Raw genomic sequence first — 16,583 nt, 5'->3', positions numbered from 1 at the left:
CATGGGGGCTGAGCATTGAACAAGGATCGACCGATGCCGCCGTTCGTCGCTTTCGCGGGCGTCTTGGGCGGGCTTGCCGTGGTCCGCTGGGCCTACAAGACCGCCATCCGGATCAACGAGGAGCTGGAGGAGATGCGCCTGTCGCGCGTCGCCGAAGCCGCTCGCATGGGGGAAATACAGACGCTGAAGCGTGACCCCGTGACCGGAGCGTATCGCCCGGGTTAGCTGCGCTTTTTCACACGACATCATTCTGGGGCGCCCGAAGGGCGCCCCCAGAATCCCCAGATTCCGGGTTCGATGCTCCAGGCCGCTTTCGCGGTCCCGTCGTATCGTCCCGGAATGACGGTGGCTTTGGCTGCTTTACAGGCCCTTTGCCTTGATTCCCATCCCTGCCGTCGATACGGTCCCGCGCGATTCAAAACCCCCGCGAGAGCCCGATCTGACGATGGACGCCTCATTGCCCGCCCATATGCGCCCGGAACGTTCGTTCCAGGGCTTCATCCTCGCGCTCCAGCGATTCTGGGCCGAGCAGGGCTGCGTGATCCTGCAGCCTTACGACATGGAGATGGGCGCGGGCACCTTCCATCCGGCGACCACGCTGCGGGCGCTGGGGCCAAAACCCTGGAACGCGGCCTATGTGCAGCCCTCGCGCCGGCCCAAGGATGGCCGCTACGGCGAGAATCCGAACCGGATGCAGCACTACTACCAGTTCCAGGTGATCATGAAGCCGTCGCCGCCGAATCTTCAGGAGCTGTACCTGAAGTCGCTCGCCGCGATCGGCATCAATTCCGCCGTGCACGACATCCGCTTCGTCGAGGACGACTGGGAGAGCCCGACGCTGGGCGCCTGGGGCCTCGGCTGGGAGTGCTGGTGCGACGGGATGGAAGTGTCGCAGTTCACCTACTTCCAGCAGGTCGCGGGCTTCGAATGCGCGCCGGTGGCCGGCGAACTCACCTACGGGCTCGAGCGCCTCGCGATGTATGTGCAGGGGGTCGACCGCGTCTATGACCTCAACTTCAACGGCCGCGAGGGCGCCGACAAGGTCACCTACGGCGACGTCTTCCTCCAGGCCGAGCAGGAATATTCGCGGCATAACTTCGAATATGCCGACACGGCGATGCTGTTCGAACAGTTCAAGATGGCCGAGGAGGCCTGCAAGAAATATCTCGCCGCCGGCTGGCGCGAAGGCGGCAACAGCAAGCAGCACCTGATGGCGCTGCCCGCCTATGACCAGTGCATCAAGGCGAGCCATGTCTTCAACCTGCTCGATGCGCGCGGCGTGATCTCAGTGACGGAGCGGCAGAGCTACATCTTCCGGGTGCGCGAATTGGCAAAGGCCTGCGGCGAAGCCTGGATGCACACCGAAGCCGGTGGAGCGGCCTGATGCCCGATTTGTTGCTTGAACTGTTCTCCGAAGAAATTCCCGCGCGCATGCAGGCGAAGGCGGCCGACGATCTGCGCCGCATGGTCACCGATAGGCTCGTTGCCGAAGGCCTCGTCTATGAGGGCGCAAGGGCGTTCGCGACGCCGCGCCGCCTTGCGCTGACCGTGCACGGCGTTCCCGCGCGCCAGCCCGACCTCAAGGAAGAGCGCCGCGGTCCGCGCGTCGGCGGACCCGAGCCCGCGATCCAGGGATTCCTGAAAGCCACGGGCCTTGCTTCACTCAGCGAAGCAAAAATCCAGAGCGACAAAAAGGGCGACTTCTACATCGCGCTGATCGAGAAGCCCGGCCGCGCCGCGATCGACGTGCTCGCCGAGATCCTGCCGGTGATCATCCGCACCTTCCCCTGGCCGAAATCGATGCGCTGGGGCGCGCGTTCGGCCAAATCAGGCGCGCTCAACTGGGTGCGTCCGTTGCACGCGATCACCGCGACGTTCGGGCTCGAGACCGAAGAGCCTGATGTCGTAAACTTCTCAGTGAATGGCATCGAGGCCGGCAGCACCACCTACGGCCATCGCTTCCTAGCGCCCGCTGCGATTCCCGTGCGCCGCTTCGAGGACTACGAAGCCAAGCTCTTGAACGCCAAGGTCGTGCTCGACCCCGAGCGGCGCAAGGACGCGATCTTGACCGACGCCAAGCAGCTTGCCTTCGCGCAAGGGTTCGAACTGGTCGAGGACCAGAACCTGCTCGACGAGGTCGCGGGCCTCGTCGAGTGGCCGGTCGTGCTGATGGGCTCGTTCGATCAGGAATTTTTGGCGACGCCTGCGGAAGTGATCCGCGCCACCATCCGCAACAACCAAAAATGTTTCGTGGTCAGAGACCCGAAGACCGGAAAACTCGCCAACAAGTTCATCCTGGTCGCCAATATAGAGGCGACCGACGGCGGCAAGACCATCATCGCCGGCAACGAGCGCGTGATCCGCGCGCGCCTGTCGGACGCGAAGTTCTTCTACGAGACCGACCTGAAGACCAAGCTCGAGGACCGGCTGCCGAAGTTCGAGCAAATCGTGTTCCACGAGAAGCTCGGTACGCAGGCTGAGCGCATCAAGCGCATCGAGCGTTTGACAGCGGAGGTTGCGCCGCTGGTCGGCGCCGACGTCGCCAAGGCCAAGCGCGCCGCGCATCTCGCCAAGGCGGATCTGCTGACCGAAGTCGTCGGCGAATTCCCGGAAGTGCAGGGCCTGATGGGCAAGTACTACGCGCTGGCGCAAGGCGAGGACGCCTCCGTCGCCGCGGCCTGCGAAGAGCACTACAAGCCGCAAGGGCCCGCCGATCACGTGCCGACCGATCCGGTCAGCGTCGCTGTCGCGCTCGCCGACAAGCTCGATACGCTCGTCGGCTTCTGGGCGATCGACGAAAAGCCGACGGGAAGCAAGGACCCTTACGCGCTGCGCCGCGCTGCGCTGGGCGTGATCCGGTTGATCGCGGAGAATACGCTGCGCCTCTCGCTGTTGAACGTGGCGGCGTCCGCGCATGCCGGTTTGTCGGTCAAGTCGGCCGACGCGCAGAAGCTCCCGAGTGATCTGCTCGCCTTCTTCGCCGACCGCCTCAAGGTCCAGCTCCGCGAGCAGGGCGCGCGGCACGATCTAGTCGACGCCGTGTTTGCGCTTGGCGGCCAGGATGATCTCCTGATGATCATTCGCCGTGTCGACGCGCTCGGCAAGTTCCTCGATACCGACGACGGCAAGAACCTGCTCGCCGGCACCAAGCGTGCCAGCAACATCCTCGCGATCGAGGAGAAGAAGGACAAGCGCACGTTCGACGGCGCGCCCGATGCGGCGCTCTACAGCCTCGGCGAGGAGAAGGCGCTGGCCAAGGCGATCGACGAGGTGAAGACGGAAGCAAGCAGCGCCGTTGCGAAGGAAGACTTTGCCGCCGCGATGAGCGCGATGGCGAAGCTGCGTCCGCCGGTCGATGCCTTCTTCGACAAGGTCCGCGTCAACGACGACGATCCGAAAGTGCGCGAGAACCGTCTGAGGCTGCTCAACGAAATCCGCAGCGCCACGCGTGCGGTCGCGGACTTCTCGAAGATCCAGGATTGAGCTCTCGTTCCCCGGATGCTGCGCAGCGCGCCGCGCGCTTCGCGGCGTGATGCGCTGCTGATCCGGGCCCACGCACCGTGCGCTCGACTCCTGGGTCCCGGGTCTGCGCTTCGCTTGCCCGGGACACGAGAGCGCAAAAAAGCCCCGCCCGGCGGGGGGAGGACCGAGCAGGGCCTGATGTCCGCGTTAACACTGCTCGCGCCAATCTCGGTCGGCGCGCCGGACATCGAATCGAAGGTTGCTAGTCCAACACCTCGACGATGCGCCGCGAGCGTGGTTCGACCAGCACGGTCTCGCCGTTCACGACGGTGTAGCGGTAGGTCGTCGCGCCGAAACGTTGCGGGACGTCATAATAGGTCACACCGCTTTCAGGTAAGGTGGCACCGACCACGATGCGATCGGGCACGGTGAAGGTCGGCACGCGCTGCTCGGTGACATATGCGCGGAAGGCCGGCCGCTGCTCGACCGCAATGGTCGGGGCGCTATCGACCACGGCGGGAGCGCGTCCCACCGTTTGCGCCTGCGCCGCGACGGGCGAGCCGACCGCGGCCGCGAGCGCTGCAAGAGCAAGAATCCTGTTCCGCATGGACAACTCCTTCGACGTGATATTTTCGGAAGCGCAAGGAGCGCGACTGGTGGCCAATGCATGCGCCTTTGCAATGTTCCGACAAAAACACCGCCGCATTCGCGGCAATTTCGGGCGATTTTCGCGAAGGCGGGAACCTGCAGAGGTCTCAACGCGTCTCTACTCCCGGACTCGCGGAACCCGCCCGGCTATGATCCGCCCGCGATTCGCGTCACGTCCCACGCCACAGAAAGATCATTCATGCACATCACCGTCGCCCACATTTCGCCGATCCTGTCGTTGATTGCGGGCGTGCTCATCCTGATCATGCCGCGGCTTCTCAACCTGATCGTCGCGATCTTCCTTATCGTGAATGGCGCGATCGGACTCGGGCTCCTGAAGTGGCTCCACCTCTAGGCGTTCATTTTCCGGAACTGTTCGACTTGCGCGGGCCGGCCCAAAATGGTGTAAGGCCCGCGATTTCCCTTCCCTCTCGCAGGTTGTTTGCAAGCCATGGCCAAAGCCGCCTCGAAGCCTAAGAAAATGCCAGCGAAATCAAAGTCCTATGCCAAGGCGAAAGCCGCCCCGCCAGCCCGCAAAGCACTTCCGAAGAGCGCTACAAAGCGGGTCGTGAAGCCGGCTGCCAAGGTGGCCGCGAAGGCCGCGACCAAGCCGGCGGCCCCCAAGGTGGCTGCGAAGCCGGCGCCCAGCGCGGTCAAGGCCGGCAAGTGGGTCTTCACGTTCGGTGACGGCAAGGCTGAGGGCAAGGCCGAGATGCGCGACCTGCTCGGCGGCAAGGGCGCCAACCTCGCCGAAATGGCCAATCTCGGCCTGCCAGTGCCTCCCGGCTTCACCATCCCGACCTCGGTCTGCACCTACTTCTACGCACACGGCAAGACCTATCCGAAGGAATTGAAAGCGCAGGTTGAGAAGGCGCTCGACTATGTCGGCAAATTGACCGGCAAGATCTTCGGCGATGCCAAGAACCCGCTACTCGTCTCCGTGCGCTCCGGCGCGCGCGCCTCGATGCCGGGCATGATGGATACCGTGCTCAATCTCGGCCTCAACGACGAGACCGTGGAAGCGCTGGCCGAACTGTCGGGCGATCGCCGCTTCGCCTACGACAGCTATCGCCGCTTCATCACCATGTATTCCGACGTGGTGCTCGGCTTCGAACATCATCACTTCGAGGAGATCCTCGACACCTTCAAGGACAGCCAGGGCTACTCGCTCGATACTGACCTGTCCGCCGAGGACTGGGTCGATCTGGTCGGCAAATACAAGGACGCGGTCGCGCGCGAAATCGGCCGGGATTTCCCGCAGGATCCGCACGATCAGCTCTGGGGAGCCATCGGCGCGGTGTTTTCCTCCTGGATGAACGCGCGCGCGGTGACATACCGCAAGCTGCACGACATTCCGGAATCCTGGGGCACCGCTGTCAACGTGCAGGCCATGGTGTTCGGCAACATGGGCGAGACTTCGGCGACCGGCGTCGCGTTCACGCGCAACCCCTCGACCGGCGAGAGCAAGCTCTACGGCGAGTTCCTGATCAACGCGCAAGGCGAGGACGTGGTGGCGGGCATCCGCACGCCGCAGGACATCACCGAGCAGGCGCGCCAGGAATCCGGCTCCGACAAGCCTTCGATGGAGACGGCGATGCCGGAGGCCTTCAAGGAGCTGACGCGCTTCTATACGCTGCTCGAGAAGCACTACCGCGACATGCAGGACATGGAGTTCACGGTCGAGCAGGGCAAGCTCTGGATGCTCCAGACCCGCGGCGGCAAGCGCACCGCCAAGGCGGCGCTGCGCATTGCGGTCGAGCTCGCCAATGAAGGCCTGATCTCCAAGAAGGAAGCGGTGACCCGGATCGATCCGGCGTCGCTCGACCAGCTCCTGCATCCGACCATAGATCCCAACGCCAAGCGCGACGTGATCGCGACCGGCCTGCCGGCTTCGCCGGGTGCTGCCTCCGGCGAGATCGTGTTCTCCTCGGATGAAGCGGCCAAGCTCCAGGCCGACGGGCACAAGGTCATCCTGGTTCGCATCGAGACCAGCCCCGAAGACATCCACGGCATGCACGCCGCCGAAGGCATCTTGACCACGCGCGGCGGCATGACCTCGCATGCCGCGGTGGTCGCGCGCGGCATGGGCAAGCCCTGCGTCTCCGGCTGCGGCACCATCCGCGTCGATTACGGCCGCGGCACCATGAGTGTCGGTTCGCGCACCTTCAAGACCGGCGACGTCATCACCATCGACGGCTCGCTCGGCCAGGTGCTGGCCGGCCGCATGCCGATGATCGAGCCGGAGCTGTCCGGCGAGTTCGGCACGCTGATGACCTGGGCCGACCAGGTCCGCAAGATCGGCGTGCGCGTCAATGCCGATACGCCGGAGGACGCGCGTACTGCGCTCAAGTTCGGCGCGCAGGGCATCGGCCTGTGCCGCACCGAGCACATGTTCTTCGAGGAGACGCGCATCCGCACGGTGCGCGAGATGATCCTCTCCGAGGATGAGCAGTCGCGCCGCGCCGCGCTCGCCAAGCTCCTGCCGATGCAGCGCGCCGACTTCGTCGAGCTGTTCGAGATCATGAAGGGCCTGCCCGTCACGATTCGTCTGCTTGATCCGCCGCTGCACGAGTTCCTGCCGCACACCCACGCCGAGATCGAGGAAGTGGCGCGTGCCATGAACACCGATCCGCGGCGCCTGGCTGACCGCGCGCGCGAGCTGTCGGAGTTCAATCCGATGCTCGGCTTCCGTGGCTGCCGTATCGCGATCGCCTATCCGGAGATCGCCGAGATGCAGGCGCGCGCGATCTTCGAGGCGGCAGTCGAGGCGCAGAAGCGCACCGGCAAGGCCGTCGGTCTCGAGGTGATGGTGCCGCTGATCGCGACCAAGGCCGAGCTTGACCTCGTCAAGGCGCGGATCGATGCGACCGCACAGTCCGTGATGCGCGACGCCAACACCAAGCTCGCCTATCAGGTCGGCACCATGATCGAGCTGCCGCGCGCCTGCCTGATCGCCGGTGAGATCGCGGAGAGCGCCGAGTTCTTCTCCTTCGGCACCAACGATCTCACCCAGACCACCTACGGCATCAGCCGCGACGACGCCGCGAGCTTCCTCGGGCCTTACGTGACGAAGGGCATTCTGCAGATCGACCCCTTCATCTCGCTCGACCAGGAAGGCGTCGGCGAGCTCGTCAAGATCGGCGTCGCACGCGGCCGCAAGACGCGGGCCTCGCTCAAGATGGGCATCTGCGGCGAGCACGGCGGCGATCCCGCCTCCGTCGCGTTCTGCCACGCGGTCGGTCTCGACTACGTTTCCTGCTCGCCCTATCGCGTGCCGATCGCCCGCCTCGCTGGCGCGCAGGCCGCGCTCGGCAAGGAGATTGCGAGCCAGGCGTGAGCGAAGACTGAAACTTCAAATGCGACAGAGGCGGGGCCAGTCCCCGCCTCTTTCATTTCGAGTCCTGCTCGCCGCCACATCGCAATGACGAGATTAGGGAGGGTGCACGTCCCATACTCACTGTCATCGCCCGCGACGGCGGGCGATCCAGTATTCCAGAGACCGCTCAGGGATACGGGGAGGCGGCGGCGTACTGGATGCCCCGCCTTCGCGGGGCATGACACCGGTGATGCGGCGCGGTGCGCTCTGCAACAACGAAACCGCGCGTCCCGCAACGATACACGCCATCAACAGTTCCTTCACCATTCGCATTGACCGAATGTTTACCGCTTCACGACAGCGGACATTTACCAATTCGCGCGATCCGCCCGTGAGAACACCTGCGTTTGCTTGCGTGTGCCAGGTGCGCAACGCCGATTAACTCCCCGGCAACCTAAATTAGATACTGACGAAATGGATCGAATTGCACGGATGTACCGACTTCGATCAAACGAGCGTAAGCGTTGCGTGGGCGTATCGATGTTTATGTTGCGTAACCATCCGAAGGGCGCGCGGTTCGCGTCCTTCGGCATCGGTCTCTGCATCTTCGCATTGATGCCGAGAGAGACCGGCTATCAGGACATTGCCTCGTTGCTGGCGCGTCAGCCCGGCGTCGCCGAGCGCTGGCAGAAGCAGGTGTTTTCGGCGGCATCCTCGATCCAGCTCGCCACTTACAGCTTCGCACGTCCGATCGGAACATCTGTGCCGCAGAGCGCGATGTATCGCCTCGCAAGCCTCGATGGCCGAGCCATCACCGGCACGATCACTCGCAATCCGGCGCTGCAGACGCCGCCGCGCTACCAGGCCTCCGATTTTCCCAAGGTCGATCGCTCGCTGAAGGGTGATCGTCTCGCCACCGTTACGCCCACGCCAGCGCCCGAGACGGCGACGCCGCCGGTCGCACCCGCGCAGCAAGATCCCGCCACGTCAAACAGCTCGGTGTTCGGCGCCAAGACCGCAGCGCTGCCGCAACCGATGTCGCCTGAGTCCGCGGCCGCACTCGATCCCGAGCTCCAGGAAGCGATGCGCGCGCCGCCGCTGCCGCAATATTCAACCCCCCCGAAAGCTGGCGATGCCGCGCCGTCGCTGGCCGCTGAGCCGCTCGATGCGACGAAGCAGGCTGCGGCGGCCCGACCGTCGCGCGATCCCTTCAGCGTGAAGACGTCGAACCTCTTCTTCGGCAGTTCCTCGCTGGGCGGCAGCCTCGAGAGCATCGAGAGCTGGCAGCCCGGCGCCGAGCCGCTGATCGTGGTGCCCGATCCCGACATGAAGGTGATGACCGCGCTGCCGTCGCCGTCGGAGGACATCGCGAGGGCGACCGAGAGCGGCGAGAGCGTCGCGCCGAAGGGCGAGGTCAATGCCGACAACCAGCGCGCAAAATCCCCGGCCGAGCGGCTCGCGCTCGACGAGAAGTCGCGGGCGAAATCCGAGAAGTGCCTCGCGGAAGCCGTCTACTTCGAGTCCCGCGGCGAAGCCGTGCGCGGCCAGATCGCGGTGGCGCAAGTGGTGATGAACCGGGTGTTCTCCGGCAAATATCCGGACACCGTGTGTGGCGTGGTCTATCAGAACAAGTACCGCCACTTCGCCTGCCAGTTCACGTTCGCCTGCGACAACAATCCCGATGTGATCCGCGAGCCCGAGATGTGGGAGCGCGCCAGGAAGATCGCGAAAGCAGTGCTGGACGGTCAGGTCTGGCTGCCCGAGGTCGGCAAGTCCACGCACTACCACGCCTATTGGGTGCGCCCGTCCTGGGTCGCCGAGATGAAGAAGATGTACAAGTTCGGCGTGCACACTTTCTATCGGCCGCGCGCCTGGGGCGACGGCAGCGAGGAGCCGAGCTGGGGCACGCCGGCGCAGACCGCGGCGCTCTCCGCCGAGCTCGTCCAGGAGGCGAAGAGCTCAGCCGAGATGGGTGTGAGCGAGCGACGGTAGCTCGCTTACCTCTCCCCGCAGGCGGGGAGAGGGAGAAGACCACCTCACGCCTCGATATCCAGCGCGCAGTCGAAATTCGGTGCCGAATGCGTCAGTGCGCCGGACGAGGCGTAGTCGACGCCGGTCGCGGCGATCGCTGCGATCGACTCCAGCGTGACGCTGCCGGAGGCCTCCAGCGCGACGCGGCCGGCTGCAAGCTTGACCGCCTCGCGCAGCGTCGCGAGGTCCATGTTGTCGAGCAGCACGGCGTCGGCAAGCCCGCTGTCCAGCACCTCGCGGAGTTGCGCAAGCGTGTCGACCTCGATCTCGATCTTCACGAGATGACCGGCATGAGCGCGGGCGCGCTGCAGCACCGGGCGGATGCCGCCGGCGACCGCGATGTGATTGTCCTTGATTAGGATCGCATCGTCGAGGCCGAAGCGGTGGTTGAAGCCGCCGCCGCAGCGCACCGCGTATTTCTCCAGCGCCCGCAACCCCGGCGTGGTCTTGCGCGTGCAGCAAATCCGCATCTTGGTGCCTTCGGTCCGGCGGACGTACTCGGCCGTCAGCGTCGCGACGCCCGACAGGCGGCCGACGAAGTTCAGCGCGGTCCGTTCTGCCGTGAGTATGGCGCGCGCGGGCCCGGTGATCGTCAGCACGTGCTGCCCGCGGGCGACGCGCGCGGCGTCGCGGACATGTGCCCGCACGTCGATGCCGGGTGAGAGCTTTTGCAAGGTCGCGAGCGCCAGCGGCAGTCCGGCGATCACGCCGGACTGGCGCGCGACGAGGATCGCCTGCGCTGTCGTGGCCTCGGGAATGGTCGCAAGCGATGTGATGTCGCCGGCGCGGCCAAGGTCCTCGTCGAGCGCGCGCTGCACGGCGTCGTCGATTGCGAGCGGCGAGAGGAAGGCATCGGGATTGAGCAGCGAAGTCGGGGTGATCACGGAGGTCTCCATCAAGCGATCATGGGTTGGGCTGTTCGCGGCAGCGGATGTTCGGCGAGGCCCTCGGCCACCTCGCGCGCCGCTGCGAGCGTGGTCATGGTTCGATGGCCGCGTGAGGCAACATCCGCCGGATGATCGGAGCGGAAATGTGCGCCGCGGCTTTCGCGGCGGGTCCAGGCTGCGGCCGCCACCAGCAGGGCTGTCGTCGCCATGTTGCGCAGCGCAACGCTCGTGGTCTCGCGTTCGAGCGCGCCAAAGTGGCGCACCGCCTCCGCAAGTCCGTCACTGTTGCGGATCACTCCGACCCGTGAGCTCATCATCGCGCGCAGCCGCTTCACGGCCGCAACATCCGCCGTGCCGCCGCGCGGCGTCACCAGCGCGTCCGGGAGGCGGGCAGGCGAGGGGATCGCACAGCCCGCAATGTCATCGGCAATGCGCGCGGCATAGACCACCGCTTCCAGCAGCGAATTGGAGGCGAGCCGGTTCGCGCCATGCGCCCCGGTCGACGATACTTCGCCGCCGGCCCAGAGCCCGTCGATCGAGCTGCGGCCGCGCGCGTCCACCGCGATGCCGCCCATGTGGTAGTGCGCGGCCGGTGCGATCGGGATTGCTTGCGTGGCGGGATCGATGCCGGCGGCGATGCAGCTCGCATGCACGGTTGGAAACTTTTCGGCGAAGCTCGCGCCGAGCGCCTCCCGTGCGTCGAGGAAAGCGCCGCGCCCGGCCACGATCTCGGCGAAGACGCCGCGGGCTACGATGTCGCGCGGCGCGAGCTCGGCGAGCGGATGGCGCGCGAGCATGAAGCGCTCGCCGCTGCCGTTGATCAGCGTCGCACCTTCGCCGCGCAGCGCTTCGGTCGCCAGTGGCGCCGGATCGCGACCGACCATGATCGCGGTCGGGTGGAACTGGACGAATTCGGGATCGGCGATCACGGCTCCGGCGCGCGCAGCGATCGCAAGGCCCGATCCGCCGGCCTCGACCGGGTTGGTAGTGACGCCATAGAGATGGCCGATGCCGCCGGTTGCGAGCACAACCGCGCGGGCGGCGAGGACCGTCGGCCGTGACGCCGCGTTCGCGGCGTCGCGCAACTGAAGACCGGTCACGGCACCGTCTTCGGTGAGGAGGGCTTCGGCAGCAAGACCCTCGATGACGCGAATCGATGGCGTGCGGCGCACGGCGTCGCTCAAGGCCGCGATGATTGCTGCGCCCGCCCTATCGCCGCGCACATGCACGATGCGCCGCGTCGAATGCGCGGCCTCGCGGCCGACCGCGAGCTTGCCTTCGAGATCGCGATCGAACGGCACGCCGTAAGCCAGCAGATCGTGGATGCGCGGAGTCGCTTCGCGCGCGATCCCAAGTGCGACCGCTTCATCGACGAGGCCGCCGCCGACCGCGACGGTATCGGCGGCATGCGCTTCGGCGCTGTCGCCCTCGGCCACCGCCGCGGCGATGCCGCCTTGCGCCCATGCGGACGACGCGCCCTGTCCGAGCGGCGCCGCCGAGATCAGCATCACCGGCCGCGGTGCCAGTTTCAGTGCGCAGAACAGTCCGGCAAGGCCGCCGCCGACGATGACGACGTCGTCGGTGGTGCGGGTGAGATCGTGGATGTTTGTCATGGCTCTCTCCAAGTTCTCTGCTGTCGTCCCGGCGAAGGCCGGGACCCATGACCCCGGGGAGTAGTTGTTGTGCGAAGCTGTTCGACGTCGTTCTTCGCAACGACATCCGCCTGTGGGTATGGGTCCCGGCCCCTCGCCGGGACGACAGCTTTGCTTGTTGCTGTTGCCTTCAATTCTTCAGATTGATCATCCGCTCGACCGACCGGCGTGCACGTGCGGCGAGGGCGGGATCGATCGTCACCTCCTCGCGAAGCGACAACAGGCTCTCCAAAATGTTGGCGAGGGTGATGCGCTTCATGTGCGGGCAGAGATTGCAGGGACGTAGCATCTCGACATCGGGAAGCTCGGCGCGCACATTGTCGGCCATCGAGCATTCGGTGATCATGACGAGACGCCGCGGCCGCTTCTCGCGCACCCAATTGATCATATGTGCGGTCGAGCCCGTGAAGTCGGCTTCCGCCAGCACGTCCGGCGGGCATTCCGGATGCGCGATGATCTGCACGGACGGATCGGCCTCGCGAAACCCGCGCAGCTCCGCGCCGGTGAAGCGCTCATGCACCTCGCAGGCGCCCTTCCACGCGATGATCTTCACGTCGGTTTTTGAGGCCACATAGGTCGCGAGATAGCGGTCGGGCAGGAAGATCACGCTTGGTGCGTTCAGGCTCTCCACCACCTGCACTGCGTTGGACGAGGTGCAGCAGATGTCGACCTCGGCCTTCACCTCCGCCGACGTGTTGACATAGGCGACCACCGGTACGCCGGGGAATTTTTCGCGAAGCAGGCGAACGTCCGCACCGGTGATGCTGGCGGCAAGCGAGCAGCCGGCGCGCGTGTCGGGGATCAGCACCGTCTTGTCCGGATTGAGCAGCTTCGAGGTCTCCGCCATGAAGTGCACGCCGCACTGGACGATGATGCCGGCCTTCACCTTGGTCGCTTCGACCGCGAGCTGGAGCGAGTCACCGCCGATGTCGGCGACGCAGTGGAAGATCTCGGGCGCCTGGTAGTTGTGCGCAAGGATCACTGCGTTGCGCGCTTGCTTCAGCTCGTTGATCGCCTTGATCGTCGGCGCCATCAGCGGCCACTCGATCGGCGGGATCACGTGCTTGACGCGATCGTAGAGATGCGCGGTGGCCGCTTCGACCTCGGCCGTCCATTCGAGCGACGGCATAGGCAGCGCGGCCTCGGTGCGCGCCGGCGCGGGGCGCGCGGGTATGGTGGGTTGGCCTTGAGGCCGGCTGGCAAAATCGTCAGGGCCGTAAATTCCAGTGATCGGCATCGAAGTCTCCCCGTGCGTTAATTATGCTCTAGATGAGTATATATGAGGCCTGAGAAATCCGGCCAAAAGGCCGGGCCGGACTTCGTCTGGGCTCAGATATGCTCAATCTGAGTAGATCAAAAATAGCACGTCGGGCTGACAGCCGCTAGGCCTCTCGGCACACATTCTCGTTAAATCGCGCCTCCCGCGTCAGGCGAGGTCTCGTTGAAATGCAATGCTCCCGCGACAGCCCCTCGTAGAACGCAATCATTTTGGTCTTGGGGTTTTCATGCATTTGCATTAAACGGGCTGACTCGCGGCTGCCTATTCCGGACCCGCGAACGACAGATGAGGAAGTGCATGTCGACACAAGTGGGCGAACTCGGTCCAGTTTCACGTTCCTCGACCTGGCGGACGCCGGCGGTCATCATCCTCTGCGGCTGCGCGATCGGCATGCTCGGCTTCGGTCCGCGCTCTGCGCTCGGCTTCTTCGTGCAGCCGATGAGCCATGAGTTCGCTTGGGGCCGCGATGTGTTCGGCTTCGCGATCGCCGTGCAGAATTTGTTGTGGGGATTGGGCCAGCCGTTTGCCGGCGCAATCGCCGACCGCTTCGGGCTGTTCCGGGTGATGTGCGTCGGCGCCGTGCTCTATGCCGGCGGCCTGTTGCTGATGCGCTATTCGTCGACGCCGCTGTCGCTGGACATCGGTGCGGGTGTCATGATCGGGTTTGGTCTGGCCGGCTGCTCGTTCAATCTGGTGCTGTCGGCGTTCACCAAGCTGCTGCCGGCCGAGAAGCGCGGCCTTGCGCTTGGCGCCGGCACCGCGGCGGGCTCGTTCGGCCAATTCCTGTTCGCGCCGGTCGGTGTCGCGCTGATCGACAATTTCGGCTGGCAGCAGGCGCTCACCGTGTTCGGCTTCCTGATGCTGCTGATCATCCCGCTGTCGCTGGCGCTCTCCACGCCGCCGGTCGAAGGCTCCGCCAGCGCAGCACCCGCGGACGAGCAGTCCTTCACCAAGGCGCTCGCCGAGGCCTTCGGTCATCGTTCCTATGTGCTGCTGGTGCTCGGCTTCTTCACCTGCGGCTTCCAGCTTGCGTTCATCACGGTGCATCTGCCGGCCTTCCTGGTCGACCGCGGCATCTCGACGCAAACGGGCGGCTGGGTGATCGCGGCGATCGGCTTGTTCAACATCATGGGCTCGCTGAGCGTCGGCTACCTTCAGAACTATTTGCCCAAGCGTTTCATTCTCTCCACGATCTACTTTGCCCGCGCGCTCGCGACGCTTGCCTTCATCTCATTCCCGATCACGCCGTTCTCCGCGATCGCGTTCGGCGCGGTTTCGGGCCTGACCTGGTTGTCGACGGTGCCGCCGACCTCGGCGCTGGTGGCGCTGATGTTCGGCACGCGCTGGCTTGCGACTCTCTATGGCTTCGCGTTCGTCAGCCATCAGGTCGGCGGCTTCCTCGGCGTCTGGCTCGGCGGCATCGTGTTCGAGCGGTTCGGTTCCTATACGCCGATCTGGTGGCTCTCGATCCTGTTCGGCGTGCTCTCGGCGCTGATCAATCTGCCGATCGTCGAGAAACCGGTCCAGCGGGCGGTTGCGCAGCCCGCCTGATCGGCTAAACATCCCTGAAACAAAGTCAGGGAGTTCAGTCGTGGCCACATTCAAGGCGATCCGGATCGACAAGGCGGACAAGGGCACCACCGCCGCGCTCACGCAGTTCGACGAAGCCGAGCTGATGGACGGCGACGTCACCGTGCGCGTGGAATGGTCGACGCTGAACTACAAGGACGGCCTCGCGCTCACCGGCAAGGCGCCGGTGGTGCGCCGCTTCCCGATGATCGCCGGCATCGACTTTGCCGGCACGGTCGAGCAATCCTCGCATCCGCAATGGAAGGCCGGCGACAAGGTGGTCTGCACCGGCTGGGGCATGGGCGAGACCCATCTCGGCGCTTATGCAGAGAAGACGCGGGTGAGGGGCGACTGGCTGGTCGCTCTGCCGCAAGGGCTATCGGCACGCGACGCCATGGCGATCGGTACCGCCGGCTTCACCGCGATGCTCTCGGTGCTGGCGCTGGAGAAGCACGGGCTGTCGCCGAAAAGCGGCCCCGTGGTGGTGACGGGCGCGGCCGGCGGCGTCGGTTCGGTCGCCACCGCCGTGCTATCGAAGCTCGGCTATCACGTCATCGCTTCGACCGGCCGCGCCTCCGAGGCTGACTACCTGAAGCACTTGGGGGCAGCCGAAGTCATCGACCGCAACGAATTGTCGGCACCAGCCAAGCCCCTCGCTAAGGAGCGCTGGGCGGGCGGGGTCGACAGCGTCGGCTCGACCACTCTCGCCAATCTCCTCTCGATGACCAAGTATGGCGGAGCGATCGCGGCGTGTGGCCTTGCCGCCGGTATGGATCTGCCGTCCTCGGTCGCGCCGTTCATTTTGCGCGGAGTGTGCCTTCTCGGCATCGATTCGGTGATGTGCCCGCTCGAGCCGCGGAAGGCCGCCTGGCAGCGCTTAGCCTCCGATTTGGACCGGACCAAACTATCTGAAATCACTCATGAAATTTCGCTCGGCGAAGCCATCGAATGGGGCCCGAAAATTCTCGCCGGCCAGGTCCGAGGCCGGATCGTGGTAAAAATTGTCTAACGACGTTCAGACTTTACCAACGAAGCTGCTCCAATGTTGCCACGGTTGGTATGGTAAGCAGCAGGTAAAGGTATCAGGCATCGCCCGCTGCGGGGGTTGTTCGGAGTTTGAGCATGCTTGCGCGTATTGTGTTGGGGGCCGTCACGGCGGCAGCGACGTTTGGGCCGGCCATTGCCGGGAGCATGAACGCGGATGAGGCGCGCCGTTTCGTAGCCGGCAAGGTCTTCGCCTTCACTTGCTTCGACGGCACCCGCGGCGCAGGCCGTATTCTCGACGATCTCGGCGCCGCCGGTGCGGTTCAGTTCTCCGGTGCAGGTCCGGTTCGCCACATCCGCCTGCCCGGCAATACGCTCCAGATCCGTGGCCAGAACGTCTGCGCCTCGATCAAGGGCATTCCGTTCGAACCTTGCTTCAATCTCGAAAAGACCGACGAGCGCAGCTTCCGCGGCTCGGTGTCGGGCATGGGCTTCGCCTATTGCGACTTCCACCACCAGGGCGGCAACCAGATGCTGATGGCGCGCGCCGTTGCGCGGCCGCGCTCGCTGCGCAGGTCCGAGCGTACCGGTTCGGTCGCCTCGCCGAGCACCGAAGTCGCCGCACGGGTCGAGACGCCGCGCGTCGAGAGCGGGCGGCTCGAGCCGGTCAAGTCGGAGCCCGCAAAGAACGAGGGGCCGCTCGAGCTGCGCCGCTCGACCGAGTGAGTTTTTGACCGCGCACGGCATGCCCGTGC

The 16,583-nt window shown here is 65.4% G+C and carries 13 protein-coding genes; 9 read left to right on the top strand and 4 right to left on the bottom strand.

Annotated elements, in window-relative coordinates; translation table 11 throughout:
• Positions 1–33: 33 nt before the first annotated feature.
• The 3 genes from MTX21_RS14250 (at position 34) to glyS (ending at position 3,483) form a co-directional block, all read left to right on the top strand.
• Positions 34–225: a hypothetical protein gene (locus MTX21_RS14250; protein ID WP_280971048.1), complete on the top strand. Its 192-nt coding sequence runs from the start codon at positions 34–36 to the stop codon at positions 223–225.
• Between the two features lie 220 nt (positions 226–445).
• Positions 446–1,384 (top strand): glycine--tRNA ligase subunit alpha, encoded by a 939-nt coding sequence (locus tag MTX21_RS14245; RefSeq protein ID WP_280965433.1) that lies wholly within the window; start codon positions 446–448, stop codon positions 1,382–1,384.
• On the top strand, positions 1,384–3,483 hold the full coding sequence (gene glyS, locus MTX21_RS14240; protein WP_280965432.1) for a glycine--tRNA ligase subunit beta: 2,100 nt from the start codon (positions 1,384–1,386) through the stop codon (positions 3,481–3,483). The genes MTX21_RS14245 and glyS overlap by 1 nt, the downstream gene beginning before the upstream one ends.
• 241 nt (positions 3,484–3,724) lie before the next feature.
• On the opposite strand, the gene MTX21_RS14235 is transcribed toward glyS, so the two are convergent.
• Complete coding sequence (locus tag MTX21_RS14235) at positions 3,725–4,069, bottom strand: DUF1236 domain-containing protein (protein WP_280965431.1); 345 nt, start codon at positions 4,067–4,069, stop codon at positions 3,725–3,727.
• A 240-nt stretch (positions 4,070–4,309) separates the two neighbouring features.
• On the opposite strand from MTX21_RS14235, the gene MTX21_RS14230 reads away from it, so the two are divergent.
• The 3 genes from MTX21_RS14230 to MTX21_RS14220 all read left to right on the top strand — a co-directional run bounded on the left by MTX21_RS14230 (position 4,310) and on the right by MTX21_RS14220 (position 9,418).
• Positions 4,310–4,465: a DUF3096 domain-containing protein gene (locus MTX21_RS14230; protein ID WP_018648785.1), complete on the top strand. Its 156-nt coding sequence runs from the start codon at positions 4,310–4,312 to the stop codon at positions 4,463–4,465.
• A gap of 96 nt (positions 4,466–4,561) precedes the next feature.
• Positions 4,562–7,447: a pyruvate, phosphate dikinase gene (gene ppdK / locus MTX21_RS14225; RefSeq protein WP_280965430.1), complete on the top strand. Its 2,886-nt coding sequence runs from the start codon at positions 4,562–4,564 to the stop codon at positions 7,445–7,447.
• A gap of 519 nt (positions 7,448–7,966) precedes the next feature.
• Complete coding sequence (locus MTX21_RS14220; RefSeq protein WP_280965429.1) at positions 7,967–9,418, top strand: cell wall hydrolase; 1,452 nt, start codon at positions 7,967–7,969, stop codon at positions 9,416–9,418.
• A gap of 44 nt (positions 9,419–9,462) precedes the next feature.
• Here MTX21_RS14220 and nadC read toward each other — a convergent pair whose 3' ends face one another.
• The 3 genes from nadC to nadA all read right to left on the bottom strand — a co-directional run bounded on the left by nadC (position 9,463) and on the right by nadA (position 13,233).
• Positions 9,463–10,341, bottom strand: coding sequence for a carboxylating nicotinate-nucleotide diphosphorylase (nadC, locus tag MTX21_RS14215; RefSeq protein WP_280965428.1), 879 nt, complete (start codon positions 10,339–10,341; stop codon positions 9,463–9,465).
• Positions 10,342–10,352: 11 nt separating this feature from the next.
• Complete coding sequence (locus MTX21_RS14210; protein WP_280965427.1) at positions 10,353–11,957, bottom strand: L-aspartate oxidase; 1,605 nt, start codon at positions 11,955–11,957, stop codon at positions 10,353–10,355.
• Between the two features lie 169 nt (positions 11,958–12,126).
• The gene (gene nadA / locus MTX21_RS14205) at positions 12,127–13,233 is read right to left on the bottom strand and encodes a quinolinate synthase NadA (RefSeq protein WP_280965426.1); all 1,107 of its coding nucleotides are present in this window, start codon (positions 13,231–13,233) and stop codon (positions 12,127–12,129) included.
• Positions 13,234–13,572: 339 nt separating this feature from the next.
• Between nadA and MTX21_RS14200 the strand changes: the two genes are divergently transcribed.
• The 3 genes from MTX21_RS14200 to MTX21_RS14190 all read left to right on the top strand — a co-directional run bounded on the left by MTX21_RS14200 (position 13,573) and on the right by MTX21_RS14190 (position 16,554).
• Positions 13,573–14,826, top strand: a complete 1,254-nt coding sequence (locus MTX21_RS14200) for an MFS transporter (protein WP_280965425.1) — start codon at positions 13,573–13,575, stop codon at positions 14,824–14,826.
• 40 nt (positions 14,827–14,866) lie between these two features.
• Positions 14,867–15,853: an MDR family oxidoreductase gene (locus MTX21_RS14195; protein WP_280965424.1), complete on the top strand. Its 987-nt coding sequence runs from the start codon at positions 14,867–14,869 to the stop codon at positions 15,851–15,853.
• 113 nt (positions 15,854–15,966) lie between these two features.
• The gene (locus MTX21_RS14190) at positions 15,967–16,554 is read left to right on the top strand and encodes a hypothetical protein (RefSeq protein WP_280965423.1); all 588 of its coding nucleotides are present in this window, start codon (positions 15,967–15,969) and stop codon (positions 16,552–16,554) included.
• Positions 16,555–16,583: the final 29 nt, after the last annotated feature.

Origin of the sequence: Bradyrhizobium sp. ISRA430 (assembly GCF_029909975.1) — a bacterium.
GTDB lineage: Bacteria > Pseudomonadota > Alphaproteobacteria > Rhizobiales > Xanthobacteraceae > Bradyrhizobium.
This window is presented reverse-complemented; position numbering and strand designations above follow the sequence as displayed.